The organism is Nocardioides sp. Z22_16 (assembly GCF_058134365.1).
In genome coordinates this window covers 196,477-221,973 of sequence record NZ_JBYTTI010000002.1, presented here as the reverse complement: position 1 = coordinate 221,973, position 25,497 = coordinate 196,477, and the positions used below count along the sequence as shown (strand labels likewise).

The window sequence follows — 25,497 nt, the reverse complement described above, 5'->3', positions numbered from 1 at the left end:
CATGCTTCACGGAGGCAGCCATGACCCATCACCTCGAAGCCGTCAGGCATCAGGAGTCCTTCCTCCGCTCACCGGATCCGACCTGCGTCCTGGACGACGACTTCGTCATCCGCGCGGTGAACCCCGCCTTCACCGCCGTCACCAGCCTGGCGGAGGACGAGCTGCTCTCGTTCGGCCTCTTCGACCTCTTCCCCGAGAACCCCGCCGCGCCGGAGAGCGACGGCCACGTGCAGCTGCAACGGTCCGCCGAGCGGGTGCTCCGCGAGGGCCGGCTCCACCACATGCTGCTCCAGCGCTACGACATCCCGGACCGCACCGTGGAGGGGCAGTTCCTCACCCGCTACTGGCTCCCGGTCAACCGCCCCTTCTTCCTGGACTCCTCGGTCCGGGGAGTGATCAACCGGGTGCGGCCGGTCGAGGAGCCCACGGCCGCGGCGCTCGCGGCGGTCCGGGCGGTGCACGACGCGACCGGAGGCGGGTTCTTCCTCGACGAGCCGGCCGCCGAGGAGCGCGTCGAGGCCTTCACCCAGGCGATCGCCCAGATCAGCAACCTGGGCCGCGAGGTGGTCCAGCTGCGTGAGGCGATGACCTCGCGGGCCACGATCGAGCAGGCGAAGGGCCTCGTGATGGCCGACCGCGGGTGCACCCCGGAGGAGGCGTTCAAGGTGCTGGTCAAGCTCTCCAACGACACCAACGTCAGGGTGGCCGAGGTGGCAGCCGCGCTGGTCTACCGGGCGCAGTCCACGTCAGGCTGATGCCCGCACCCGAGAAGGTCGAAACCTCCCCTCGCAAAGTTTTTTATTCTTCAACCGCTGGCTTGCGACTGTCGGTCGAGCATGCTTATGTAGTGCGAGTGGTCGAGAAGTCGTTGCCACGTCAACCCCCAATTCTGGGAGGTTCCTCGTGCTGCAGAAGCTGGCCAGCAAAGCTGGCGTAGAGAACATCTGGCCGGACCCGGCGGACCGCCGGGCCGCCACCGCACAACTGCTTGAGAAGGCCGCGTCCAAGGAGGGCGACGAGCGCCGGGAGCTCGAGGAGCTCGTCGTCGAGCTCAACGTCGAGGTCGCCCGTGACGTCGCCCGTCGCTACCGCAACCGCGGGATCGACCTCGACGACCTCGAGCAGGTCGCCTGCCTCGGGCTCGTCAAGGCGGTCCGCCGCTTCGAGTCGGACAAGGGACGTGACTTCCTGAGCTTCGCCGTGCCCACCATCCGTGGTGAGCTGCGGCGTCACTTCCGGGACCGCGGCTGGATGGTCCGTCCGCCCCGCTCCATCCAGGAGATGCAGGCCGCCATCAACGGCGCGGAGGAGGCACTGGTCCAGGAGCTGGGCCGCTCGCCGCGACCGCGGGAGATCGCCGCGCACCTCGGCGTCGAGCTCGACCTCGTGCTGGAGGCGCTGGGAGCCAGCGGGTGCTTCGTGCCCAGCTCTCTCGACGCACCGCTCACTCCGGGCGAGGCCAACGAGCTCGGCAACTCCCTCGGGGAGGACGAGTTCGGCTTCGACGCCGCAGAGGCACGCGCCGCGCTTGAGCCCGTGCTGGCCACCCTCACCGAGCGGGAGCGGCTGATCCTCGAGCTGCGCTTCGCCGGCGGGAAGACGCAGGCGGAGATCGGGGCGGAGATCGGCGTCACCCAGATGCAGGTCTCGCGTCTGCTCAGCGCCACGCTGACCAAGCTCCGCACGGCGATGGACGCCCCCGCCGCCTGAGGGCTGCATGCCGGCGGCTCCTCGCGGGTACGTGAGGGTCGTCCCCAACACGAGGAGGAAAGACCTATGGGTCTCGACGACAAGATCTCCAACGCCACGGACAAGCTGTCCGGCAAGGGCAAGGAAGCCGCGGGAGACGCGACCAACGACGACGAGCTGAAGGCTGAGGGCAAGGGCGACCAGAGCGTCGCCGACCTGAAGCAGGCGGGCGAGAAGGTCAAGGACGCCTTCAAGAAGTAGCGCCCGCGTCACCGACGGGCTGGGAGCGCGTGACCTGACAAGCTCAGGACACGCGCTCCCAGTCTGTCTGCGTCCTCCGGACCAGGCCACGGCGCTCGAACGCCGTCAGCCACCCCTCCATCGGGAACCAGCCCCAGCGCTCCCGGAAGAGCCGGGCGTTGCGCAGGATGTCGTCCAGGTGTCGCACCGGCGGGTCCTCGACCGGGTGCCACTGGTGGCGGGCCAGGGCGCCTCCCACCCACCAGCCGCGCACCCCCGCCGCACGCGCCCGCTGCCCCAGGTCGGTGTCCTCTCCCCCGTAGCCGGTGTAGGCCTCGTCGAAGCCGCCGACGGCGCGCCACGCCTCCGGCCCCAGGGCGAACGAGAGCGACCAGAAGAGCCGCCAGTCCTCCAGCCGGACCAGCTCCCCGGCCGGCGGTGCCGGTCGCGCCGGGTGGGCGCGGGCCGCGGCGAGCTCGGCCTCGTCGTACCCGTGGGCAGGGTCCCGCGGTGGGGGCAGGTACGCCACCGGCCCGCAGAGCAGCGGCGCCTCGCCCTCGAGGCGCGTCGCCGCCTCCTCGTAGCGCGCCAGCAGGTGCTCGTCGGCCAGGCAGTCGACGTCGAGCAGGACGACGAGCTCCGCACCCAGTGCCCAGGCCTCGGCGACCGCCCGGTTCCGGGCGCGGGCCAGCGGCAGCCTGGGCTCGCCCCCGGCCCCGACGTCCGGCGCCTCCTCCACGACCCGGGAGAGGCTCGCGAGTGGCCCGGCGGCGACCACGCCGGCGACGCCCGGGTCCCCCATCGAGACGACGACGACGGCATCGGGGCGCCTCGACGCGGCGGCCAGGGAGCGGTGCTGCCGCGCCAGGTGGTCGTGCCGGCCGGCGACCACCGTGGCCACCACCAGCCTCACGGGGACGGCGCCCAGCCGCCGAGCAGCTCGGCGAAGCGCCGGGCACCCTTGGCGTCGTGCCACCGGGCCCAGGCGCCCCCGCCCGCGGAGGCGGCGCGCGTCAGCAGGCCCGGCCAGTGGCCGTCCTCCGGCCAGGCGGCCAGCGGCACGCCGATCCCGAGGCGGTCCAGGCGGGCCACCGTGTGCTCCTGCTCGCCGAAGGGTCGCGGGTCCGCGACCACCACGGCCGGCGCCCCGGCAGCCGCCACCTCGGCCACGGCGTTCTGCCCGGCGTGGGTGACCACCACCTCGGCGGCGCACAGGTGCTCCCACACCCGCTCGGGGTCGGTGGTGGTGGCCGCGCCGATCCACTCCCGGCCGGGCACGGCCCGGCGGAGCCGGGCGAGCAGCTCGTCGCGGTCGTGACCACCCCCGGTGCCCCAGAGCAGGTACGCCGTCCCGGGACGACGCGGGCCGGTGACCCGGTGGCCGTCGAAGCGACTGATCGCGCCGACGCACCGCACGCCGCTGCCCGGGTCGTCGCCGTCCGCGCCCGGAGGCCAGGCGCCGACCATGAGATCGGCCACGGCACTGCCGAGGCGGTGGGGCGGGTCGGTCCGCCGGCCGGGCATCGCCACCACCACGACGGGGACACCGCACAGACGCGCCAGCACGGTGATCTCCACCGACACGTCCACCACCATCAGCCGCGGCCGGGCCTGCGCAATCCAGGAGGCGACCTGGGCAGCCCGCCCGGCCAGCCCCTGGTCGTGGCGCGGCACCCAGTGCAGCGCCCCGTGGGCGGTCACGTCCCGGCCGGCGGGTCCCGCGGCGTCGTCCCGGTCGAGCTGGAGCCACTCCCGGGGGGCTCCCGTCCCGGACGATGCCGCCGCGGGGCGCGGGAGCGAGCTGAGCACCGTGACCGGCTCATCGAGATGGGCGGTCACCGAGAGCATCCGGTGCAGGTGCCCGGCGCCGTGGTGGTGGACGTACCAGCCGATCACGCCGCTTGCTCCGCCCCGAGGTGCGTGTAGAGCTCCAGGTAGCGGTCGACCATGGTCTCCACCGAGCACGAGGCGACCGCGCGCCGTCGGGCCGCGGCACGATCGAGCCGCTCGGCCTCCGGCACCGCGGCCGCGGCGGCGGCGACGTCGCCGGCGCTCACCAGCCGCGCGCTCGCGTCGTCGACCACCTCGGGGAGCCCGCCCCGGGCGAACCCGACCACCGGGGTGCCGCAGGAGAGCGCCTCGGCGGCCACCAGGCCGTAGGGCTCGTCCCAGTCGGGGGTCACCAGGGCAGCGGCGCTGCCGCCCACCAACCGGGCCAGCTCGCGCTGGTGGAGGTGCCCGGCGTACCGCGCCCCGGAGCCGAGGCGCGGCAGGACCAGGGCGCGCCAGTAGTCCCGATCGACCACCGGCCCGGCGATCACCAGGCGGCGTCCGGCGCGCTCGGCGACGTCCAGGGCCAGGTGGAGACCCTTCTCGGGCACGATCCGGCCGAACCAGACCAGGTCGTCGCCACCCGGGCCCTCGGGCCACAGCCGGGTGTCGATGCCGTTGGGCACCACCTTCGCGGTGGTCGCGTGGGACCACTGGGAGGCGGTGAAGGAGCTGACGGCGACGAAGAGGCTCTCGGTACTGGTGGAGTGGTCGACGGCGGGCTCCAGCCACGGGGTGGGCGGGGTGTGCAGGGTGGTCAGCATCGGCACCCGCAGCGCGCCGGCCATCGCCACCGGCAGGTAGTGCAGGGAGTTGTTGTGCACCAGGTCGACGTCGGGGCGCGCGGCCAGGTCGAGCATCAGCCGCAGGTAGGCGTGGTGCTGCTCCAGCCACTCGCCCGGGAGCATGGAGACGTCGGCGCGCGCCGTGCCGCTGATGCGGGCCGGGCTCACCGTCAGCTCCTCCACGCCGAGCAGCGGATCGCTGCCGGGGGCGGCGCAGACCCGGACCTCCACCCCGCGGACGGTGAGGCCCCGGGCCAGGTGCCAGGTCATCGACTGCAGCCCGCCGGCGAACGGCTCGGCGATGGGATACCGGGAGTCCGCCACGATCGCCACGCGGAGGGGCCGCCCCGTCACGTGCCGAGCACCGAGGCGTAGAGGCGCTCGTGCGCCTCCGCGAGCCGGAGCCGCTCGAGACGGCGCTCCTCGGGGTCGGCGCGCCAGCGCGGACGCTGCCCGTAGGCGGTCAGCACCGCCTCCTCCAGGCTGGCCACGTCGAGGCCGTCCTCGTCGAGGCCGAAGGAGAGGCACGGGCGCTGCTCGGCGTAGTAGCCGCAGGTGGGGGCCGCCACGGCGGTGCCCAGGTCGTGGCACGCCTCGAGCCAGCCCGAGTGCGTCCCGAACCGGTAGGGCAGCACCGAGAGGTCCAGCCCGGAGAGGTAGTCCCACAGCTCGTCGTCGGCGTAGTAGTCGTGCACCGAGAGCTGGAGGAGGCCGTCGTGGGCCAGGCCGGTGAGCATCTGCGCGAGGGCGGGGTGGTGGTTGCGGGAGCCCGGCGTCATCACGTCGGTGTGCACGTCGACGACCAGGCGGACGTCGGGCAGCGGAGCCAGGACCTTGACCAGGGTGTCCACCACCGGGATCGGCTCCATGCCCGCGCGCAGGCTCTTGAGGTGGACGCCGACGACGTACTCCTCGTGCTGCGGCCGGGGGGAGGCGATCCGCGGCTCCGGCACCACGTGCGGGTGCGGCAGGACGGTCGCGGTCCTCCCCCACCGGCGCTCGATCTCGGCCGCCGCCCCGGGAGTCAGGGTGACCAGCGCGTCGGCGGCCGGCACCAGCACGTCGAGCTGGGCGTCGTGGAGCGCGCTGTCGCGGTGGTGGGGGTTGTGCAGGTCGTGCACGGTGTAGACGAGCGGCTTGCCGCACCAGCCGAGGGTCTCCACCCAGCCCCGCAGCTCTTCCGGGCTCCGGGCGTCGAAGCCGAAGTGCAGGTGGGCGAGGTCGAAGGAGTGCTGGTTGTCGAGCACCCACCGGACGTCCAGCGCGGCGGGCGGCCACCACTGGGCCGCCGGCACGTCGCCGGGGACGGGCGGGTCGGGCAGGCGCAGCACAGCCGGGCTGCCGGCTTCCTCCTGCGCGGGCGCCGAGAGGTGCCGGACGTAGACGTGCCCAGAGGGGATGGACAGGACGCGCAGCGGCATCGGGACTCCTGGTCGAGCAGTGGCGCCCGACTTCCTGAGCGACCCACGCCGCGTACCCTCCGGGTCCCCCGGACAAACGTGTGCTGGGATGGCGCCATGGGAATCGGAACTGCGGTCAGGCACCGGCTCGGACGCTTCGAGGAGCCGGCCGCGGAGGCCTACCGGGCGGCGTTCATCAACCTCGACGACTTCGGCGCGCTGGCCGCCTCGGCCTGGTCGGCCCACCGGCCCGGCGGGGCCCCCGCCCGGATCCTGGAGATCGGCTGCGGTGAGGGCGCGGCGGCGCAGCGCCTGGTGGGGGCCTTCCCCGGGGCGACGTACGTCGGCATCGACCCCTCCCCCGACGCCGGGCGGATGTACCGCGGCCCCGAGGGTCCCGTGGAGTTCCGGGTGATGACCAGCGGCGACCTGGTCACCGAGGAGCCGGCGCCCTTCGACCTCGTCGTCCTCATCGACGTCCTGCACCACATCCCTGCCGCGGTCCGCCCCGGCGTGCTCCGCGACGCCGCCGCGCTGCTCGCGCCCGACGGGCTGCTCCTCGTCAAGGAGTGGGAGAAGGGACGCGTCGTCTTCGGCCGCCTCGCGTACCTCGCCGATCGCTACGTGACCGGCGACAAGGACGTCGACTTCATGGACCGCGTCCAGCTGGAGCAACTGCTGGCTGACGCGCTGCCCGAGCTCACCACCACCGGCCGCGGGCACGTCCGCCCGTGGCGGGAGAACGTCCTGGTCTCGCTCGCCCGGGAGGAGCAGGGCGCTCAGTAGAGCTGCCAGGCCGGGTCGCTGGTCGCGCCCAGCGCGCTGACCTGCTGGGCCAGGAACGCACCGAACCCGCTCGCGGCGCCGAGCACGTGCACCGAGGTGTGCCCCTGGTCGTCGCGGTCCACCAGCTGCAGGTCGGCCCGGCCGTCGCCGTCGTGGTCCGCGACCGTCACCACCCAGGTCGCCGGGTCCACCGCCGCCATCGCGGTGGTCGTCTGGGTCAGGTAGCCCTGGAACCCTGCGGCACCGTCGAGCACGTGCACCTCGACCTGGCCGCTCGGCCCCGCCAGGTTGACCGCGTGGAGGTCGGCGATCCCGTCGTCGTCGTGGTCCCCGACCGCGGTCCGCCACTGCCCGGACCCCGGCGCGGGCAGCGGGACCGCGCCGGAGGAGAGCGTGGAGCGGAGTCCCGAGCCGGCGTCCAGCACCGTGACCGTGGCGACCCCCTCGCCGTCCCGGGTGATCACGTGGAGGTCCGCGCGGCCGTCTCCGTCGGCGTCGCCGGCCCCGATCTCCGCGCCGCGACCGGCCGACAGGTCCACCCCCGGCACGACGTCGTGGACCAGGAAACCCTGGAAGCCGGTGGCGCCGTCGAGCACGTGGACCCGGCCCGTGGGATCGACCGCGTAGAGGTCCTGGACGAGGTCCCCGTCGTAGTCGCCGCGGGCCAGCCGCCACTCGCGCACGAAGAGCGGGATCGTGGTCTGGGCACTGAAGCTCGCGAAGCCGGTGGCAGGGTCGAGGGCGTGGAGCTCCATCGCCCCGGAGGCGCCCTCGGTCACCGCGTGCACCCCGGCGGGCTGGGCGGTGGGCACGCCGCGACCGACGACCTCGACCCGCACCCAGTCGACGTACATCGACGCTCCCGACAGGTCGTCGGCCGGCACCCCGCAGCTCGGCTGCTCGGAGTCGGCGCAGTTGCGCTTGTGCTGGAGGCGCAGGTACTCCGGAGCGACCGGTGAGTGCGGCGTCGACCAGGTCTCCACCCCGTCCACGAAGAGACGGGTCGGGGTGGCGAGGGCGGTCGCCGGGTCCTGGCCGGGCCCGGCGTAGGTGAACTCGGCGGCGTACTCGTGCCAGCCGGTCATCTCCGCGGGGTAGCGGGCACCCGCGCACTCCCTCGGCCCGGTGCGCGGGAAGTAGCGCCAGTAGAACGCGACCTGGACACGACAGGCACCGTCGCCGCCCCAGCTCTCCACCACGTCGATCTCCCCCACCCGCTCGGCGTGGTGGGTGCGCAGCCAGAACGACGGGTGGGTGCCGGTGCGTCGCGGCATCTTGATCGAGGCGCTCACCCGGTAGGTCGTGCCGACCTTGAGCGGCACCGGGTCCCGGGCGATCAGGTTGCCCTCCGGGCGCACCCGCAGCACGCTGAGACCGTCGACCTGGGTCAGCTTGGTGCGCGCCGGTGTCGAGCTGGCGAGGTGCTCCCAGTGCTCCCCCGGAGCGCCCGTCGCGGTCGGCCCGAAGTCGTCGCGGAAGACCTCCTCGGGAGCCGCCTCGGCGGCCGGCGCGACGACCGGCGGGTCGGGCACGGCCGGCCCCGCGGGCAGGGCCGCCGCGACCACGGTCGACAGCGCGAGCAGCAGCTCGCGCAGCCAGAGGAACTCGAACATGGGTCCTGTCGGGGAGAGAGGGCGTCGGCCCACGATTGAACCGGCTGGGGGCGGCGGTGGCAAACGGCGACGGCTTCCTAGGATCGACACCATGCCTTCCTCCCCCTCCCCTGCCGCCGCGGGCCTGCGACCGCAGGACCGCCCGTTGCGTGCCCTCTGGCAGCGGCACCGGGCCTACCGCGGGCGCTTCCTCGCCGCGGTCGCCACCTCGACGGTCAACAAGGTCGCCGACGTGATGCCCGAGCTGCTGATCGGCGCCGCCGTCGACGTGGTGGTGCGCGGGGACGCCTCCTTCGTCGCCACGCTGCTGGGGGTCGAGTCGCGCCACGCGCAGCTGGGGTGGCTCGCGGCGATCAACGTGGTGGTGTGGCTGATCGAGTCGGCCAGCCAGTACGTCGCGGACGTGCTGTGGCGGGGGCTGGCCCAGGGGGTCGAGCACGACCTGCGGGTGGAGGCCTACGACCACGCCCAGCACCTCGACGTGGGCTGGCACGAGGCCCGGGCGCAGGGCACCACGCTGGCCACGCTCAACGACGACGTCAACCAGCTCGAGCGGTTCCTCGACGTCGGGGCCCCGCAGATCCTGCAGACGGCGCTCAACGTCGTCCTCGTCGGGGCCATCTTCGCCGCCGCCTCCTGGCAGCTGATGCTGCTCGCCTTCCTGCCGATCCCGGCGATCGTTCTGGGGTCCCTGGTCTTCCAGCGCCGCCTCGAGCCGCTCTACGCCCGCGTCCGCGACGCGGTCGCCGACCTCTCCGGCACCTTGAGCGCCAACCTCTCCGGCATCACCACCATCAAGGCCTTCACCGCCGAGGACCGCGAGCGGGACAGGGTGGCGGCCGTCTCCGCGGCCTACCGCGACGCCAACACCGACGCGATCCGCTCCTCGGCCGCCTTCGTCCCCCTGGTGCGCCTGGCCATCCTGGTCGGCTTCACCGCCACCCTGCTGCTCGGCGGGTGGGCCACGCTGGACGGCCGGCTCGAGCTCGGCGTCTACTCGGTGCTGGTCTTCATGACGCAGCGCCTGCTGTGGCCGCTGACCCAGGTGGCGCAGGTGCTCGACCTCTACCAGCGCGGCCGGGCCTCGACGGTGCGGATCCTGGCCCTGCTGGAGGAGACCAGCTCGGTGCCGGCGGGCGAGCAGCGGCTCGCCCAGCCCGTCGCCGGCCGCCTGGAGCTGCGCGGCGTCCGGGCCGGGTACGGCGAGGGGCCCGACGTGCTGCACGGCATCGACCTGGTGGTCCCCGCCGGGGAGACCCACGCGGTCGTCGGCCCGACGGGGGCGGGCAAGTCGTCGCTGCTGCGCCTGGTGATGCGCTTCGACGACCCCCGCGCCGGCCAGGTGCTGCTCGACGGCCAGGACGTGCGCGACCTGGACTGGGACTCCCTGCGCGGCTCCACCGGCTACGTGGCCCAGGACGTCTACCTCTTCGCCGGCACCGTCGCCGACAACATCGCCTACGGGCGACCCGAGGCGACCCGCGAGGAGATCCGGGCGGCCGCCGAGGCCGCCGCCGCGTGGGAGTTCATCGCGGCGCTGCCCGGGGGGCTGGACGCCCCGGTCGGCGAGCGCGGCGTCACCCTCTCCGGCGGCCAGCGGCAGCGACTGGCGCTGGCCCGGGCACTAGTGCGCCGGCCGGCGGTGCTGGTGCTCGACGAGGCCACCAGCGCGGTCGACAACGAGACCGAGGCGGCGATCCAGCGCTCGCTGCGGGTCGCGACCGCGGAGTGCACCGCCCTGGTGGTGGCCCACCGGCTCTCCACCGTCCGCAACGCCGACCGGATCTGGGTGCTGGACGCCGGCCGGGTGGTCGAGGCCGGCACCCACGACGAGCTGGTGGCGGCCGGGGGCTCCTACGCGCACCTGTGGGCGGTGCAGACGGGCGACCAGCTGCCGTCGACTCCGTCGAGGCGGGCCAGCACGCGGTAGGCGTTGCCCGGCTGCTCACCCCGCACCGCTCCGCTGGCCTGGGCCACGACCGCCGCGGCCAGCCCCACGGGGAGCACGGCGAGGCAGACGGCCGCTCGGGTCACCCGCTCGGCGAGGGTGGGGGCCGGCCGCCAGGGCATCCACGGCCGGGGCACCAGGTGCCCGGCGGCGAACCACGCGGCGGCCAGGGTGTCGAGGCCGCGCACCTCGGGGGTCCGGAACCGCTCCAGGACGGTGAAGCCGCGCAGCTCGAGGGCCTCCTCCAGCCGCGCGAGCGGCACCATCTGCAGGTGCTGGGGTTGCAGCCACGTCATCCAGTAGCGGCCCAGGAACCGGCTGGACGGGCACTCGGGGTCCGGCACCTCGATCATCAGCAGCCCGCCCGGCCGCAACGCCGTCGCGGCGGCGTCCAGCTCCGCCTTCGGCTCGCGGGTGTGCTCGAGGTAGTGGTGCATGCTGACGACGTCGAACTGCCCGGCCAGCCCGTCGGCCAGCTCGGGGAACCAGCCGCGGTGGGCGCGGTCGATCCATCCCCGCCGCGCGGCGTCCTCGACCGAGGAGCCCTGGTCGAGCCCCTCGAACGAGGTCTGGCGGAAGTGGTCCCGGGCGACCAGGCAGAAGTGGGCGTGCCCGGTCCCGACGTCGAGCCACCGGGCCGGGGCACCCAGCTGGTCGGCGACCATGGCCACCCGCCCGTCGTAGACCGCGGCCTCGGTGGCGAAGATCTTCTCCATCTCGTCGCCGCCGAACCCGTCGTAGAAGTCGCGGTAGTAGAAGTCGAGACCCTCGAGGCTGAGCCGCGGGTTCTGGAAGACCAGGCCGCACGCGGTGCACTCCACCAGCCGGAACGTGCCGGGCTTGTGCTGGACCAGGTCGGGCGTCGTGAACCGCGTGACCAGCTCGGCGGCGCCGCACCACCGGCAGCTGTCGGCGGGAGGCTCGAAGAAGCGGTCGGTGCCCTGGGCGAGCTCCTCGGCGTAGCGCGGCCGAAGCTCCTCCGCGACACGGAGCGACGCGGCCCGGGGGGCGCGACCACGGACGAGGTCCGCGAACCGCCGCGCCTCGAGCAGCAGGCGACCCGCCGTCTGGAGCCGGAGGTCGCGGGGGGCCAGGCCCGCAGGGTTGCCGTGCAGCACCAGCGTCGGCTGGGCATGGTGCACCAGCACCCCCAGGGCACCGAGGCGCGGGGAGGCGAGCAGCCCGGCGGCCAGGACGGCGAGCGCGGCGCCGATCCCGTTGACGTGCCCGGTCGCGTACCGGTCGAGGAGCGCGCGCTGGACCGCCAGCTCCTCGTCGGCGTCGTGGTCGACGGCGCGCTCCAGCGGAGCGACGGCGACGTCGGTGGTGCGCGGCGCGAACCGCTTCACCTGGCGCGCCACCTCGACCATGGCCGACGGCGCCAGGGGTCCCGGTGGCAGCTCCGCCCGGTCCGCCACCTCCCTCCGGACCACCAGGGCGTGCCCGGCCGTCCTGCCCTCGGCCAGCGGGTCGGCCCGGAACGTCGTGGTGTCCAGTCGACGCACCAGGTCGAGCGCCCTGGCGACCGGGAGGTCCTGGGGCACCAGGTCGACGGCGTCGAGACCCTCCCGGGACGCCCAGGCCGCCACCGTCGTCATGGTCTGCGGGTGCAGGGTCACGCCGGTGGCAGCGATCACGCGCCACTCGTCCAGGTCCGCCTCCCGGCCCGTCCCGGGGTCCGGCGCCGGGCCGAGGCCGACGAGGCCCGCCGCGTGGGAGCGGAGCCGGGCGGCGTTGGCCACCATGCCCAGCGTGGTGGCGGCGGTGAGCACTCGGAGCATGGCGGTCCCCAGGGGTGCGGCGGCGTCGGGTGGGCCGACCCTAGCGATCACCGGACTCCGTGGAAATGCAGGATGTCCCGCACCACCTGACGGCGGGCGGGACATCCCAGTGGTGGAGCTGAGGGGATTCGAACCCCTGACCTTCTCATTGCGAACGAGACGCGCTACCAACTGCGCCACAGCCCCAAGCGAGTAGGAACGTTAGCACCCGGTTCGGGGCTCGTCCCAATCAGGTTCGCCAGTCAGGAGCCGACCGCTCGCCGCGTCTCGCCGTCGTCGCCCTGGGCGGCCTGCTCGGTGCGGGCCGACTCCTCCGCGGCGCGGGCGATCGCGGCGTCCTCGTCGGTGCGCCCCGAGGTCCACACGCCGGTCGAGTCGAGGTCGATCGTCTGCACGGTACGGCGCACCGCGGCCGGCTTGGAGACGTACGTCGGGAGCGTCACCGGGACCATGTCCCACATGGACGGGTCCTGGACCACCACGTCGGGAGCCGTCGCCACCACGGTCTGGCGCTCCTCGGCGACCGCGGCCGGGACGACGGGGATGTCGGTGGTGGGAGCCTCCTCGGCGACCACCGGGGCGGCACGCCGGGGCTTGACCACGGGCAGGCCCCGCTCCTTGCGCACCATCAGCCGGCAGGCGACCAGCCAGGCGACCAGGAGGGTGCCGGGGATCGCGACGTACCACCAGGAGATGGCTCCCCAGGCGGCCACGCCGACCACGGTGACCAGGGCGAGCAGCAGGACGCTGAGCACGTTGCGGCGGCGGCGGGCGGCTCGGTTGGCGGCCGCCCGGCGGGCGGCGACGGTGGCGACCACGGGCTCGGGGCCCTTGGTCTCGATGCGGGGGACGGAGGGGGCGCGCCCGGGTGTCACCACCAGGCGCGAGTCGCGGGAGCTGACCGGCTCGCGCCGGGCCAGCACCCGCATGGTGCGCGAGAACCGCTCGACCGAGCGCGTCCGCTGCACCTCGTCGTGGTGCTTGATCGCCTTGGGCACGAGATAGGCAGCCCACGCCACGGCAAGGGCGACGAAGATGAGTGCGCTCAGGTCCACGAGTCGAGATTAGGTTCGATAGCCGAACTTGGGGCGGACGTGCCTAGGTGTGTCGCAGAGCAACTCCTGTGACCTGTGGGATTCTCGGGGCTCACCCGCCCTCGCGGAGCCGGGCCAGCAGGCCCCCGGGCACCTCCTCGGCGGTCACCGCGAAGATCCGGTGGTCCCGCCAGGCCCCGTCGATGTGCAGGAACCGCGGCGCGTAGCCGACCTCGTGCAGGCCCAGCTTCTCCACCACGCGCAAGGAGTTGGAGTTCTCCGGCCGCACACAGATCTCGATCCGGTGCAACCCCGCGGGCCCGAAGCAGTGGTCCACCACCAGCGCCACCGAGCGGGGCACCACCCCGCGGCCGGCGACCGCTTGGTCCAGCCAGTAGCCGACCGAGGCGAAGAGCGCCGAGCCGCGCACGATGTTGTTGACCGTCACCTGTCCGGCGAACCGGCCCTCGACCTCGATCGCGAACGGCATCGTGGTGCCCTGCCGGGCCGCCCGGTGCAGCCGCTGCACGAGCTGGCGGTACGACGTGGGCCGCCGGTCGCCCCCGGGCGGCGCCGTCGCCTCCCACGGGCTGAGCCACTCGAAGTTGCGCTGCCGGGCGCGGGTCCAGCTCTCCTCGTCGGAGAGTGCCAGCGGCCGCACCACCACGTCGCCGTCCACCAGCCTGGCCGGCCATCCGGGCGCCGTGGGGGGACCGGGCCAGCCGGGGACCCTCACCGGCCGGTCACGGGGTCATCCCCCGCTCCCGCGGTCGTGGTCGGAGCCGACGACCTGCTCCACCGCGTGCACCAGCACCGGCTCGAGGACGGCGAGCCCGTCGCGGACCCCGCCCCGCGAACCGGGCAGGTTGACCACCAGGCAGCGGCCGGCCACCCCGGCGACCCCCCGCGAGAGCGCGGCGAGCGGCTGACCCTGGGCGGCGCCGTGGGCACGGATCGCCTCGGCGAGACCGGGGACCTCGAAGTCGAGCACCGACCGCGTCGCCTCCGGGGTCCGGTCGGTGGGGGTCAGGCCGGTCCCGCCGGTGGTGAGCACCACCCGCGCCCCGGCAGCCACGGCCGCACGCAGCGCCTCGGCGACCGGCTCGCCGTCCGGCACCACCGCCGGGTCGCCGACGGTGAAGCCGAGCCCGCGCAGGAACTCCGCGATGACCGGCCCCGTCTCGTCGGCATAGACCCCCCGGGCGGCGCGGTTGGAGGCCACCACCACGGCGCCGGGCAGGCTCATCGCCGCCACTCCCCCGACTTGCCGCCCGTCTTCAGCTCCACCCGCACGTCGGTGATGGTCGCGGCCTTGTCGACGGCCTTCACCATGTCGACCACGGTGAGGGCGGCCACCGAGACCGCGGTCAGCGCCTCCATCTCCACCCCCGTGCGGTCGTTGGTCGAGACGGTGGCGAGGATCTCGACGGCGTCGTCGGCCACCGTGAGGTCGACCGTCACCGACGAGACCGAGAGGGGGTGGCACAGCGGCACCAGCGACGAGGTCTGCTTGGCGCCCATGATCCCCGCGACCCGGGCGACCGCCAGGGCGTCGCCCTTGGGCACGCCGTCGCCGCGCAGCAGGGCGACGACCTCCGCGGAGACCAGCACCCGCCCGGAGGCGACCGCGGTGCGGGAGGTCACCTCCTTGGCGGAGACGTCGACCATGCGGGCCGCGCCCGACTCGTCCACGTGGGTCAACCGGTCCATCGCCGCCTCCTCAGAACTCCTCGTCCAGGCAGAGCACCTGGACCATCTCGCCCGCGCTCACGCCGGTGGCCTCCTCGGGGACGACCACCAGGGCGTTGGCGGAGGCCAGGTCGCCGATCAGGTGGGAGCCGTGGCCGCCGACGGGCTGCACGAAGGCGCCGCCCCGGTCCGTGCCGTAGGTCGCGCGGACGAACTGCCGCCGTCCCGGCGCCGACGAGATCGGGTGGGTCAGCCGCGCCCGGCGGGTGGGCCGCTCGTAGGGCAGCCGCCCCATCATCCGGCGCAGCGCCGGCAGCACGAAGACCTGGAAGGAGACGTAGGCCGAGACCGGGTTGCCGGGGAGCGTGAAGATCGGGATCCGGTCCTCGCCGACCGTGCCGAAGCCCTGCGGCCTCCCCGGCTGCATGGCGACCTTGCCGAACCAGACCGTGCCCAGCTCGGCGAGCGCCTCTTTGACCACGTCGTAGTCGCCCTCGCTGACCCCGCCGCTGGTGACGACCAGGTCGGCCCGGACCAGCTGGTCGCTGAGCGCGTCGGTGAAGGAACGAGGGTCGTCGGGGACGATCCCGACCCGGTAGGCCAGGGCGCCGGCCGCGCGGGCGGCACCGGCGAGCAGGTAGGAGTTGCCGTCGTAGATGGAGTCGTGACCCAGCGTGGTGCCGGGATCGCGCAGCTCCGAGCCGGTGGAGATCACCACGACCCGCGGGCGGGGCCGGGAGCGGACGGTGGACCGGCCGACCGAGGCCAGCAGGCCCAGGTGGCGGGGACCGATCACCGTGCCGTGGTCGAGGAGCAGGTCGCCGACCGAGACGTCCTCGCCGGTGCGCCGCACGTGCTGGCCGAAGTCGGGCGCCCGCTCGATCACCACCTCCGCCACCCCGCGGTCGGTCCACTCGTAGGGCACCACGGAGTCGGCGCCGGCGGGCATCGGGGCGCCGGTCATGATCTTGGCGGCCGTGCCCGGGGAGAGCGCGAGCAGGCGGGCCTGCCCCGCGCCGATCTCGCCGACCACCGGCAGCCGCACCGGCGCCTCCGGGGTCGCCCCGGCGACGTCCTCGAGCCGGACGGCGTAGCCGTCCATCGCGGAGTTGTCGAAGCTGGGCAGCGCCACCTCGGCGTACACGTCCTCGGCGACGGCCATGCCGAGCGACTCCATCAACGGCTGCGGGAAGTCGGGCAGCGGCGAGACGCTCGCCAGCACCCGCTGGACCAGGTCGTGGACGCTGGTCGGCTCGCCCGGCTGGTCAGCCATCGGAGCCGGCGTCCTCCCCGATCACCGCGCCGGGCTCCACCCGTTGGGCGGACGCCGCGGCGAGCTCGACCTCGCCGCGCAGGGTGACGCCCCTGCCGAAGGTCCAGTCCCCGTTGATGCGGACGCTGGTGGCCTCCCGCAGCGACGGCGCCCCTTCGGGGAAGCGCAGGTCGAAGTCGCGGACGAGCTTGTAGTAGGTGCCGTCCAGGTCGACGAAGGGCACCTCGTCCGCGGCCTGGTCGAGGACGAAGTCGCCGCCCAGGTCGTAGACGTCGGAGCGGAGCACCAGCAGGTCGTTGGTGGTCTTGACCGGCACGAACCGGTCGCGCCCCACCTCGATCGTGCGGGCGTCGGCGAAGACCTCGATCGCCGCGCCCATCGCGGTCTCGATCTGCACCACCTCGGGCGACTTCGGGTCGCCCGGGTCGACGGTCTTCACGTTGCGGATCAGGGGCAGCCCGAGGATCCCGTCGCGGGCGTCGAGCGCCTCCTGCATGGCGCGCAGGTCGAACCAGAGGTTGTTGGTGGAGGTGAACCGGTGGCGCTCGAGGTCGGCGAGCGCCTCCTTGTCCTCCGGCAGCGTCTGGGCCGACTCGCGCAGCACGATCCGCCCGTCGGAGCGGCGCCGGGCGAAGTGGCCGCCCTTGCGGTCCGACGGCGTGCGCCGCACCGCCTCGATGGCGAACGGGGCCCCGGAGTCGGCGAACCAGCCGGCGACCCGCGGGTCCGGCACCGCGCCGAGGTTGTCGGAGTTGGAGACGAAGGCGTAGCGGTATCCCGCCTCGATGAGCTGGTGGAGCAGGCCGCTCCCCCGCAGCGCGGTGTAGATGTCGCCGTGGCCCGGCGGACACCACTCCAGGTCGGGGTCCTTGGGCCACGAGACCGGCAGCAGCGAGTCGACGAGGAGCTTGGGCTCCTTGTTCTGCAGGAACTCCAGCGGTAGCCCCGCGACGGGCAGGTCGGTGTAGCGGGCGATCGCGGCCATCGTGTCGGAGGAGGTGCGGAAGCTGTTCATGAAGACCAGCGGGAGCGGGGCGTCGTACTTCTCCCGCAGGTGCAGCACCTGGCGGCAGATGACGTCGAGGAAGGAGAGGCCGCGGCGCGCACAGAGCAGCGACTTGGCGCGGTCCATCCCCATCGAGGTGCCCAGCCCGCCGTTGAGCTTGATCGAGACGGTCGCCCGGATCGCCGCCCCGGCGGTCTCGTCGCCCACCTCGACGTCGGCCAGCGACTCCATCTCCAGCGGCTCGATCGAGGACTCCGGGATCATCCCGGTCTCACCGTGCTCGAGCAGCCGGTGGTAGTGCGCGAAGGTCTCGATCGCCACCTGGTCCACTCCCGCCTCGCGCATCTTCGCGGTGGCCCTGGAGAGGCCCTGGGACTGTGAGTGACTAGCCATGCTCCGATCGTAGGCTGAGCGACGTGAACCAGGACCATCTCCCCCGAGATCCGGACCCGGGCTCCGTCAGGCTCGCCAAGGTCGCCCTGCGCGACCAGGTGCTGGCGGCCAGACGACGCCGCCCGCTGCTGGAGTCGGCGGAGGGGGCCGCGCGCCTCGCCGCGCACCTCGTCGCCTTCGCGCCGGTACGCCGGGCGGCGACGGTCGCGGCGTACGTCTCGACCGGGCGCGAGCCCGGCACCGGCGCCCTGCTCGACGCGCTGGCGGCGGCCGGCACCCGGGTGCTGCTGCCGGTGCTGCTGCCCGACGGCGACCTGGACTGGGCCGCCTACACCGGCCCCGGCGGCCTGGTGCCGGCGACGCGGGGCCTGCTGGAGCCGAGCGGCCCGCGGCTCGGTGTGGCGGCCGTGGCGCGGGCCGAGGCGGTGCTGGTGCCGGGGCTCGCGGTCTCCGACGACGGCATGCGGCTGGGCCGTGGGGGCGGCTCCTACGACCGGGCCCTGGCCCGGGTGCCGGCCGACGTGCTCACCTGCGTGCTGCTCCACCCCGACGAGGTCGGGCTCGCGGTCCCGGCAGAGCCGCACGACCGCCCGGTCCGGGCGGTCGCGACCCACCAGGGCGTCCGGCTGCTCACTCCTCCGGCAGGCCCTGGGGGGTGAGCAGGAGCCGCTGCTCGCTCGCCTCGCGCACCGCGTCGCGGCCCGACGGCCACGGCAGCGTCCGCCCCTCGACCAAGAGCTCGGTCTGGTCGACGTAGTGCCCGCTCGCGGGGTGGCCGGAGACCCCGGTGAGGTTGATCCAGCGTGAGTCGTCCAGGTCGGCCAGCGAGACCACCATCCGCATCGAGGGCGCGGAGGTGACGGTGTAGCCGTCTGCCGCGTCCCAGCCGGTGGCGTTGACCACCGAGGAGCCGCCGCCGATCTCGAAGCCGGTCCGGTTGAGCAGCCGCTCCACGGGCGCGACCCCGGAGGTCCCCAGCGTCTGGTTGCGCAGATCGAGCCGGTGCAGGTGCCCCCAGCTCCACTCCCACGGCCGCACGGACTGGCGCCGGGTCATCTCGTCGCGGGCGTCCACCAGCGCCTGCCGGAGCACGTCGTCGCGCACCTCCCGGACGTCCTCGGTGGTGCGGTCGTCCCAGAGCCGGTGGGCCGGCTCGTCCAGGAGCCGGTCGACCACGGTGAACCAGCGGTCGCCGCCCGAGGGGTGGATCCGGGCCCGCAGGTCGTCGTGGAAGGCGAGGCGCAGCAGGTTGGACCAGACCACGTTGAAGTAGGCGGCCGCCGGGCTGTCCACGGCGTCCTGGAAGTCCCACTCGCGCAGCAGGTCGACGCCGTCGCGCTGGTACTGGGTCTGGAGCCCCTCCACCTCGAGCAGGTACGGGACCAGGATCTCGGCCATCGGGTTGTGCTCGTCGGTCTGCAGGTCGACCATCTGCTCCACGGTGACCTCCTGCTCGGACTCCAGCAGCGTCCGGATCCGCTCGGAGCGGAAGCCGTGGTCCCAGTCGTCGGTGAGGTGGAACGGGTACTCCTGCCCGACGACCGCCTGGTTCGCGGTGACCACGAAGCCCTCCTCGGGGTTGAGCACCGAGGGCAGGGCGTCGAAGGGCACGTGCTCGCCGGTCCAGTCGTTCTCGGGCAGCCAGCCGGCCGCGGGCGTCCTCCCGTCGTGGCCGGGCTTGCGGATCGGCACCAGCCCGGGGGCCTGGTAGCCGATGTTGCCCTCGGTGTCGGCGTAGACGAGGTTCTGCGCCGGCACCGCGAACTTCGCGGCGGCCGCCCGGAACCCCTCCCAGTCCGAGGCCCGGTTGAGCTCGAGGATCGCGTCGGCGGTGGTGCTCGGCTCCAGTGCCGTCCAGGCCAGGGCGACCGCGTACCCCTCCTCCGGCGGCTCGTCGCCGGCCACCCGGTCCTCGGCGGCCGCGTTGGCGCCCACCGAGCTCGCCTCCTGGGAGACGTCGGAGATCAGCGGGCCGTGCTTGGTCCGGCGCACCCGGAGGGTGAAGTCCTTGCCGTCGCGGACCCGGATGGTCTCCTCGTGCACCTCGAGCGGCCGCTGCTTGCCGGCATAGGTCCAGGTGTCGCCCTCGACCTTCTCCAGGTAGAGGTCGGTCACGTCCGGACCGAGGTTGGTGAAGCCCCAGGCGATGTCGGCGTTGTGACCGATCACCACTCCCGGCACGCCGGAGAAGGTGAAGCCGGAGACGTCGAGGGTGCAGTCGGGGGCAGCCTCGCGGCAGTGCAGGCCCATCTGCATCCAGATGCCCGGCAGGCTCACCCCCAGGTGCGGGTCGTTGGCGAGCAGCGGCTTGCCGGTCGCGGAGCGCTCCCCGGAGACGACCCACGAGTTGGAGCCCAGGGCGTCGCCGCTGCCGAGCATCGCCGGCAGCGCGGCCAGCGCCTCGTCGACGCGCTCGAGCGCCGCCACCGCGGCCGGCTCCTGCGAGACGTCGCCCGTGGCCGCCGAGGCACCCTGGGCGAAGACCCCGTCGACCACCCGGCCCTCGGTCACGATGGGCGCGTGCCGCTCCGCGTCGTACGGCGGGTGGAGCTCCTCGACGACCTCGGCGGCGTTGTCCAGGGAGGCCACCACGCGGTCGATCTCCTCGCTCATGTTGCCGCGCAGGTCCCAGGCCATCGCCTTGAGCCAGGCCAGCGAGTCGACGGGCGTCCACGGCCGCGGCTGGTAGTTGAGCCCGGTGAGGCCGAGCACCGTGTACTCGACCGAGATCTGGGTCGGCGAGTGCTGGTCGAGGTAGCCGTTGACCCCGGCCGCATAGGACTCGAGCGCCTGCTGGGTCTCCTGGGAGAGGCGGCTGACCTCACGCTCGGCCACCCGGCGCCAGCCCATGGTGCGGATGTACTTGTCGGTCTCCAGCGCGGTCTCGCCGAAGAGCTCGGCGAGCCGCCCGGAGGTGACGTGCCGGCGGACGTCCATCTCGAAGAAGCGCTCCTGGGCGTGCACGTAGCCCTGGGCCTGCAGCAGGTCGTGGTCGGAGTCGGCGTAGAGCTGCGGGATGCCGTGAGCGTCGCGCAGCACCTCGACCTCGGCGCTCAGCCCCGGCAGCTCCAGCTCGCCCTCGGTCTGGGGCAGCGGCCGACGGACCATCACCGCGGCGGCGGCCGCGACCGCGAGGAGCACCAGCACCAGCCCGATCGCGGTGTAGGTCGTCACCCGCGCCCATCGCGGCCACGCGAGGAAGGTGCCCCACCAGGAGGTCCGTTCGCCCAGGGCTGTGCTCTCGTCGCTCATCGCGGACCCATTGTGCCGCCTCCCGGTGACGTAAACTGTGCGGCGTGCCGACCTACCAGTACGCCTGCACCGAGTGCGGGCACGCTTTCGAGCAGTTCCAGAGCTTCAGCGACGACGCCCTGACCCACTGCCCGCAGTGCGACGGACGCCTGCGCAAGGTGTTCAACGCCGTGGGTGTGGTCTTCAAGGGGTCCGGCTTCTACCGGACCGACAGCCGCTCCGGCTCGACGTCGTCGACGACCTCCTCGACCGCGGACTCCTCGAAGAGCGCCCCCGCCGCCACCACCCCCGCCTCGAGCACCTCGGGCTCCTCCGGCTCGGGCTCCGGCGCCGCGAAGGCCACCGCCAGCTGATCCTGGGCGGGCCGCTCGGGGCTCGCCCGCCTGTGGACGGCGGCTCGCGCTCGGTGGGTGTGCGCGGTCCCCGCGTCCGGGCCGCCCGCGCGGCCTAGCGTCGCCCGCATGCCCGACCCGCCCGAGCCCCGCACTCGCTCCACCGTGGTCCGCGGCCGGGTGCGCCGGTGGCTGCGCACCCGGGTGCTGGCCCACCGCCGCCTGCTGGCCGCCGTCTGCCTGGCCCTGGCCGCCGGTGCCGCCCTCCGGGCGGTGGCGCCGCCGCCCCCCGCGACCGAGCCGGTCGTCGTCGCCGCGCGTGACCTGCCGTCGGGCACGGTGCTCACCCCCGACGACCTGGCGACCGTGCACTGGCCGGCCGGCGCCCGGCCCGACGGGGTCGCGGTCCGGCCGCAGGGCCGCACGCTGGCCGCGCCGCTGCGCCGCGGGGAGCCCCTCACCGACCTGCGGCTGACGGCCCCGTCCCTGCTCGCGGGCTACCCGGGGCTGGTCGCGCTCCCGGTCCGGCTTCCCGACGCCGCTGCGGTGCAGCTGCTCCGTGTCGGCGACGAGATCGACCTGGTGGCCAGCGACCCGGAGTCGGCCACCGCGGAGGTCGTCGCCAGCGGGTCGCCGGTGCTGGCACTGCCCGGTGAGGACCCGGCTGCCCCAGGAGACGCCTCCGGGGGCCGGCTGGTGGTGCTGGGGCTGACGCCCGGTCAGGTGCGGAGCGTCAGCATCGCCGCCGTGCAGCAGTTCCTGACCCCCGCCTTCTCGCGCTAGCGTGCGGAGGTCCGGTACCGGACGCCCCATCCACGCTCCCCCGCGGAGCTCGGACCCGAGGAGCGAGCATGACCGGCTTCAAGAACTTCATCATGAAGGGCAACCTGGTCGAGCTGGCCGTCGCCTTCATCATGGCCACCGCCTTCGCCGCGGTGGTCACCGCCACGGTCGACCTGCTGATGGACCTCATCGGCAAGGTCGGCGGGACGCCCGACTTCTCCGACTACTCGCCCGGCGGCGTCTCGGTGGGCGCCTGGCTGACCGCGCTCATCTCGTTCCTGATCCTGGCGGCGGTGGTCTACTACGCGATCGTCCTGCCGTACACGAAGGCGCAGGAGCGCTTCTTCCCCAAGAAGGACAGCGAGGAGGGCACTCCGGCCGACATCGCGCTGCTGGAGGAGATCCGCGACCTGCTGCGGGGCCGCGACGGCGGCGTCTGAGCGAGTCAGCCGCCGTGGTGCGGCGGCACCTGGGCACGGAGCCAGGCGTCCGAGGACGCCTCGGCGCGATCCCGGGGCGCCTCGTCATCGCGTTCGTCGGAGGTGGTCTCGGGCAGGACGTCGCCGAAGACCTGCTCGAGCCTGCGCCGGCGCGCCCACGCGGACTCGCCGCCGGTCCCCTCGCCGGTCTCCCGGCTCACGCGCAGAGGCCTTCCTTGCGGGCGTCCTCGATCTCTTCCTCGCTCGGCCCCTGCGTCGCGGTGGGCGACGGACTCGGGGTCGGGGTCGGGCTGGGCGTCTCCGACGGGGTCTCGGTGGGCTCGTCGGTCGGCTCGGCGGAGGGCGTGGCCGTCGGCTGCTGACCGGGGGGCGCCGCCGCGCTGATCGCACCCTCGCTCTGGCTCCGGGTCAACGGCTTGTCCTTGGCGATCTTCTTCCACAGCTTCTTCGCCTCGGGCTTCCAGACGACGCGACCGAGGTAGTCGGGGCGCTGGTCGTACTCCCACGGGACGGTGACGAACTGGACCTTGTCCAGGCCGACGTCCTGGAGGCTCAGGCCCAGCCCGCCGATCTTGGTGAGGTTGCTGAGCCCGGGCGAGACGGTGAGCGACGCGGTGGCGGCGTCGAGGAAGCCGACGAGCCGGTCGGGCCGGGCCAGGGTTCCCTTGGAGACGACCTTGTTGACCATCGAGGCGATGAAGTTCTGCTGCCGCTTGATCCGCCCGATGTCGGACCCGTCGCCCAGGGTGGCCCGGACGCGGACGTAGTTGAGGGCGTCGTCGCCCTTCAGGACGCGGTCCTCGCCGCCCTTGATGAAGATGTTGTGCGCGGGGTCGTTGATGTCCTCGGGGATGCAGACCGGGACGCCGTCGACGGCGTCCACCATGTCCTTGAAGCCGGCGAAGTCGACGACCACGAAGTCGTCGAGCACGACCCCGGTCATCTGCTCGAACTGCTCGACGGTGCACGCCTCACCACCCAGGGCGTAGGCGGCGTTCCACATCTGGTCCTCGCCGCCGGCGATCTCGTCGTCCTTGCCGCAGTCGGGGCGGGTCACCAGGGAGTCGCGCGGGATCGAGACCCCGTAGGCACGCTCGCGGTCCTCGGAGATGTGGAGCAGGATCGTGGTGTCGGAGACCCCGCCGCCGGCCTCGCCGTCGATCTTGTTCTCCTCGCCGTCACGGGTGTCCGAGCCCAGGACCAGGATGTTGAGCGCGCCCTTGGGACCGAGGTCCTCCGGTCGGTTGTCGACCTCGTCGAAGCCCTCGGAGACGGTGATGTTCCCGTTGAGGTGGCGGTAGACGAACGCCACGGAGAGACCGGTGACCAGGCCGAGGACCACCAGGGAGGCCAGCAGCACCGTGCCGACGGTGTGCTTCTTCTTCCCCTTGCCCTTCCGCTTGCCCGCCTCCACCGAGGAGTCGTCGGGGGGCTGGGGCGAGACGCCGTCCGCGCCGGGACCGACGGGCTCGTCAGCTGACGTCTCGTCGGACACTGGCACCTCGTGATGGCTCGGCAATCGTCGTCCCGGAGCGGGCCGACGCGGCGAAATCTACTCGACGCAACCTACTGGACACAGCCAGTGTCCCCGCGCCGCCCACTCCGGGGCAAATGACGCCGGTGCGGCGAGTGGCGCCTGTCACGCCGACTGTCACGCCTACTGTCACGCCTACTGTCACGATGGGCCGATGACCGCATCCCGTGACCTCGACCTCGTCCTGCTGGGCGCCACCGGCTTCACCGGCGGGCTGACCGCCGACTACCTGGCGGCGCACGCTCCCCGCGAGCTGCGCTGGGCGCTGGCGGGCCGCTCCCTGGAGCGGCTGGAGGCGGTGCGCTCCCGGCTGGCCGCGGAGCACCCGCACCTCGCCGGCCTGGAGCTGGTCGTCGCCGACTCCGCGGACGCGGCCTCGATGGCCCGGCTCGCCGCCTCGACCCGACTGGTGGCGACCACGGTCGGGCCCTTCCTGGAGCACGGCGAGCCCCTGGTCGCGGCCTGCGCCGCGGCCGGCACCGACTACGTGGACCTCACCGGGGAGCCGGAGTTCGTCGACCTGACCTACCTGGCCCACCACGCGACCGCGGTGGAGTCCGGGGCGCGCCTGGTGCACGCCTGCGGGTTCGACTCGATCCCCCACGACCTCGGCGCCCTCTTCACGGTCTCCCAGCTCCCCGACGACGTGCCGATCACGCTGCGCGGGGTGGTCCGCTCCCGTGGCACCGTCTCCGGCGGCACCTTCCACTCGGCGGTCAACGCGATGTCCCGGGTCCGGGAGTCGAGCCGGGCGGCGCGCCGTCGCCACCAGCTGGAGGGCTGCCCCGAGGGCGGCCGGTCCTCGCGGGCGGTCGCCGGGAAGCCGCACCGCGACCCGGTGCTCGGCTACTGGCTGCTGCCGCTGCCCACCCTGGACCCGGCCGTGGTGGCGCGCAGCGGCGCGGCGCTCCCCTCCTACGGTCCGCGGTTCCGCTACTCCCACTACGCGGGGACCAAGACGCTGCGCTTCGCCGCCGGAGGTGCGGTCGCGGTGGGCGCGCTGGCGCTCTCCGCCCAGGTCCCACCGCTGCGCCGCGCGGTGCTCTCCCGGGTGAAGCAGGGCGAGGGGCCGGACCAGGCCCGCCGGGACCGCGCCTGGTTCACCGTGGACTTCGTCGGTGAGACGGCGGCGCAGCGCGTCCGCACCCGGGTCAGCGGCGGGGACCCGGGCTACACCGAGACCGCGAAGATGCTGGCCGAGTCGGCACTGTGCCTCCTCCTCGACGACAACCCGCCCACCCGCGGACAGGTCACCACCGCCCAGGCGATGGGCGAGCAGCTGACCCGGCGCCTCCAAGCCGCGGGGATGCGGTTCGAGGTGGTCAGCGCCTGACGTCGTCGGGCACCAGGCGCGGGCCGGTGCGCCGCCCCGCCCGGGCGGCGACGTCGCGCTGCGCCGCGCGGTGGGCGGCGAGCAGGCGCCGCCTCAGCTCGACCCCGCCCTGGAGGCCGGCCCGGCCGAAGTCGGCGTCGAGCAGCACCCCGGAGGCGTTGACCGTGACCGTCACGCCCTCGCAGGTCCCGGTGCCACGCACCGCCCCGAGCTCCTCGCGCAGCGCGGAGACCTGGCGCAGCCGGGCGATCGCCGCCTCGGTCTGCGCCTCGATGGTGGCGATCACCTCTGCCGCACGTGCCCCATGGGTGCTCATACTCACCACAGTGACGCAGACCGTCCCGGGGCGGGGCGGT

26 protein-coding genes and 1 tRNA gene are annotated in these 25,497 nt (G+C 73.9%); 10 read left to right on the top strand and 17 right to left on the bottom strand.

The window, feature by feature from the left end; genetic code table 11:
- The first annotated feature begins 20 nt into the window (after positions 1–20).
- From AC3X7R_RS05315 to AC3X7R_RS05305, 3 genes are all read left to right on the top strand, one after another.
- Positions 21–755: an ANTAR domain-containing protein gene (locus AC3X7R_RS05315; RefSeq protein WP_489964525.1), complete on the top strand. Its 735-nt coding sequence runs from the start codon at positions 21–23 to the stop codon at positions 753–755.
- 148 nt (positions 756–903) lie between these two features.
- Positions 904–1,710: a SigB/SigF/SigG family RNA polymerase sigma factor gene (locus tag AC3X7R_RS05310; protein ID WP_489964524.1), complete on the top strand. Its 807-nt coding sequence runs from the start codon at positions 904–906 to the stop codon at positions 1,708–1,710.
- A gap of 66 nt (positions 1,711–1,776) precedes the next feature.
- Positions 1,777–1,950: a CsbD family protein gene (locus AC3X7R_RS05305; protein ID WP_489964523.1), complete on the top strand. Its 174-nt coding sequence runs from the start codon at positions 1,777–1,779 to the stop codon at positions 1,948–1,950.
- Positions 1,951–1,993: 43 nt separating this feature from the next.
- Here the strand turns inward: AC3X7R_RS05305 and AC3X7R_RS05300 are convergent, their stop codons facing one another.
- The 4 genes from AC3X7R_RS05300 to AC3X7R_RS05285 are packed head-to-tail and all read right to left on the bottom strand — an operon-like array spanning position 1,994 to position 5,965.
- Positions 1,994–2,842, bottom strand: coding sequence for a glycosyltransferase family 2 protein (locus AC3X7R_RS05300; protein WP_489964522.1), 849 nt, complete (start codon positions 2,840–2,842; stop codon positions 1,994–1,996).
- Positions 2,839–3,825: a glycosyltransferase gene (locus AC3X7R_RS05295; RefSeq protein WP_489964521.1), complete on the bottom strand. Its 987-nt coding sequence runs from the start codon at positions 3,823–3,825 to the stop codon at positions 2,839–2,841. Before AC3X7R_RS05295 ends, AC3X7R_RS05300 begins: the two co-directional genes overlap by 4 nt.
- Positions 3,822–4,898, bottom strand: a complete 1,077-nt coding sequence (locus AC3X7R_RS05290) for a glycosyltransferase (protein ID WP_489964520.1) — start codon at positions 4,896–4,898, stop codon at positions 3,822–3,824. Before AC3X7R_RS05290 ends, AC3X7R_RS05295 begins: the two co-directional genes overlap by 4 nt.
- Entirely contained in the window at positions 4,895–5,965 is a 1,071-nt protein-coding gene (locus tag AC3X7R_RS05285; RefSeq protein WP_489964519.1) for a glycosyltransferase family protein, read from the bottom strand. The genes AC3X7R_RS05290 and AC3X7R_RS05285 overlap by 4 nt, the downstream gene beginning before the upstream one ends.
- A gap of 96 nt (positions 5,966–6,061) precedes the next feature.
- On the opposite strand from AC3X7R_RS05285, the gene AC3X7R_RS05280 reads away from it, so the two are divergent.
- Entirely contained in the window at positions 6,062–6,730 is a 669-nt protein-coding gene (locus AC3X7R_RS05280; protein WP_489964518.1) for a class I SAM-dependent methyltransferase, read from the top strand.
- Here the strand turns inward: AC3X7R_RS05280 and AC3X7R_RS05275 are convergent.
- Positions 6,724–8,343: a family 16 glycosylhydrolase gene (locus AC3X7R_RS05275; RefSeq protein WP_489964517.1), complete on the bottom strand. Its 1,620-nt coding sequence runs from the start codon at positions 8,341–8,343 to the stop codon at positions 6,724–6,726. The two genes, AC3X7R_RS05280 and AC3X7R_RS05275, sit on opposite strands and share 7 nt — an antisense overlap.
- Positions 8,344–8,434: 91 nt before the next feature.
- On the opposite strand from AC3X7R_RS05275, the gene AC3X7R_RS05270 reads away from it, so the two are divergent.
- Positions 8,435–10,273 carry an ABC transporter ATP-binding protein gene (locus AC3X7R_RS05270; RefSeq protein WP_489964516.1) on the top strand — a complete coding sequence of 613 codons (1,839 nt, stop codon included), beginning with the start codon at positions 8,435–8,437 and terminating at the stop codon, positions 10,271–10,273.
- On the opposite strand, the gene AC3X7R_RS05265 is transcribed toward AC3X7R_RS05270, so the two are convergent.
- From AC3X7R_RS05265 to AC3X7R_RS05230, 8 genes are all read right to left on the bottom strand, one after another.
- Positions 10,198–12,072 (bottom strand): class I SAM-dependent methyltransferase, encoded by a 1,875-nt coding sequence (locus AC3X7R_RS05265; RefSeq protein WP_489964515.1) that lies wholly within the window; start codon positions 12,070–12,072, stop codon positions 10,198–10,200. The genes AC3X7R_RS05270 and AC3X7R_RS05265 overlap by 76 nt on opposite strands.
- A 110-nt stretch (positions 12,073–12,182) precedes the next feature.
- Positions 12,183–12,258: transfer RNA gene (locus AC3X7R_RS05260), tRNA-Ala, on the bottom strand.
- Positions 12,259–12,314: 56 nt separating this feature from the next.
- The gene (sepX, locus tag AC3X7R_RS05255) at positions 12,315–13,127 is read right to left on the bottom strand and encodes a divisome protein SepX/GlpR (RefSeq protein ID WP_489964514.1); all 813 of its coding nucleotides are present in this window, start codon (positions 13,125–13,127) and stop codon (positions 12,315–12,317) included.
- Positions 13,128–13,218: 91 nt separating this feature from the next.
- Complete coding sequence (locus AC3X7R_RS05250) at positions 13,219–13,842, bottom strand: GNAT family N-acetyltransferase (RefSeq protein ID WP_489964513.1); 624 nt, start codon at positions 13,840–13,842, stop codon at positions 13,219–13,221.
- Positions 13,843–13,857: 15 nt separating this feature from the next.
- Entirely contained in the window at positions 13,858–14,352 is a 495-nt protein-coding gene (locus tag AC3X7R_RS05245) for a MogA/MoaB family molybdenum cofactor biosynthesis protein (RefSeq protein ID WP_489964512.1), read from the bottom strand.
- A complete protein-coding gene (gene moaC / locus AC3X7R_RS05240) occupies positions 14,349–14,816 on the bottom strand; it encodes a cyclic pyranopterin monophosphate synthase MoaC (protein WP_489964511.1) in 468 nt (155 codons plus the stop codon). The genes AC3X7R_RS05245 and moaC overlap by 4 nt, the downstream gene beginning before the upstream one ends.
- A gap of 10 nt (positions 14,817–14,826) precedes the next feature.
- The gene (gene glp / locus AC3X7R_RS05235) at positions 14,827–16,068 is read right to left on the bottom strand and encodes a molybdotransferase-like divisome protein Glp (protein WP_489964510.1); all 1,242 of its coding nucleotides are present in this window, start codon (positions 16,066–16,068) and stop codon (positions 14,827–14,829) included.
- Positions 16,061–17,467 carry a UTP--glucose-1-phosphate uridylyltransferase gene (locus tag AC3X7R_RS05230; RefSeq protein WP_489964509.1) on the bottom strand — a complete coding sequence of 469 codons (1,407 nt, stop codon included), beginning with the start codon at positions 17,465–17,467 and terminating at the stop codon, positions 16,061–16,063. Before AC3X7R_RS05230 ends, glp begins: the two co-directional genes overlap by 8 nt.
- 23 nt (positions 17,468–17,490) lie before the next feature.
- Here AC3X7R_RS05230 and AC3X7R_RS05225 point away from each other — a divergent pair, with 23 nt between their 5' ends.
- The gene (locus tag AC3X7R_RS05225; protein WP_489964508.1) at positions 17,491–18,126 is read left to right on the top strand and encodes a 5-formyltetrahydrofolate cyclo-ligase; all 636 of its coding nucleotides are present in this window, start codon (positions 17,491–17,493) and stop codon (positions 18,124–18,126) included.
- Here AC3X7R_RS05225 and AC3X7R_RS05220 read toward each other — a convergent pair.
- A complete protein-coding gene (locus AC3X7R_RS05220) occupies positions 18,098–20,719 on the bottom strand; it encodes a penicillin acylase family protein (protein WP_489964507.1) in 2,622 nt (873 codons plus the stop codon). The genes AC3X7R_RS05225 and AC3X7R_RS05220 overlap by 29 nt on opposite strands.
- A gap of 44 nt (positions 20,720–20,763) precedes the next feature.
- Between AC3X7R_RS05220 and AC3X7R_RS05215 the strand changes: the two genes are divergently transcribed.
- The 3 genes from AC3X7R_RS05215 (at position 20,764) to AC3X7R_RS05205 (ending at position 22,274) form a co-directional block, all read left to right on the top strand.
- Complete coding sequence (locus AC3X7R_RS05215) at positions 20,764–21,072, top strand: FmdB family zinc ribbon protein (RefSeq protein WP_489964506.1); 309 nt, start codon at positions 20,764–20,766, stop codon at positions 21,070–21,072.
- A gap of 108 nt (positions 21,073–21,180) precedes the next feature.
- Entirely contained in the window at positions 21,181–21,834 is a 654-nt protein-coding gene (gene cpaB / locus AC3X7R_RS05210) for a Flp pilus assembly protein CpaB (RefSeq protein ID WP_489964505.1), read from the top strand.
- Positions 21,835–21,902: 68 nt separating this feature from the next.
- A complete protein-coding gene (locus AC3X7R_RS05205) occupies positions 21,903–22,274 on the top strand; it encodes an MscL family protein (RefSeq protein WP_489964504.1) in 372 nt (123 codons plus the stop codon).
- Positions 22,275–22,279: 5 nt separating this feature from the next.
- Here AC3X7R_RS05205 and AC3X7R_RS05200 read toward each other — a convergent pair whose 3' ends face one another.
- Positions 22,280–22,474 carry a hypothetical protein gene (locus AC3X7R_RS05200; protein WP_489964503.1) on the bottom strand — a complete coding sequence of 65 codons (195 nt, stop codon included), beginning with the start codon at positions 22,472–22,474 and terminating at the stop codon, positions 22,280–22,282.
- Positions 22,471–23,769, bottom strand: a complete 1,299-nt coding sequence (locus AC3X7R_RS05195) for an LCP family protein (RefSeq protein WP_489964502.1) — start codon at positions 23,767–23,769, stop codon at positions 22,471–22,473. Before AC3X7R_RS05195 ends, AC3X7R_RS05200 begins: the two co-directional genes overlap by 4 nt.
- Positions 23,770–23,962: 193 nt before the next feature.
- Between AC3X7R_RS05195 and AC3X7R_RS05190 the strand changes: the two genes are divergently transcribed.
- Positions 23,963–25,141, top strand: a complete 1,179-nt coding sequence (locus AC3X7R_RS05190) for a saccharopine dehydrogenase family protein (RefSeq protein ID WP_489964501.1) — start codon at positions 23,963–23,965, stop codon at positions 25,139–25,141.
- On the opposite strand, the gene AC3X7R_RS05185 is transcribed toward AC3X7R_RS05190, so the two are convergent.
- Positions 25,131–25,457 (bottom strand): YbaB/EbfC family nucleoid-associated protein, encoded by a 327-nt coding sequence (locus AC3X7R_RS05185; RefSeq protein WP_489964500.1) that lies wholly within the window; start codon positions 25,455–25,457, stop codon positions 25,131–25,133. The genes AC3X7R_RS05190 and AC3X7R_RS05185 overlap by 11 nt on opposite strands.
- Positions 25,458–25,497: the final 40 nt, after the last annotated feature.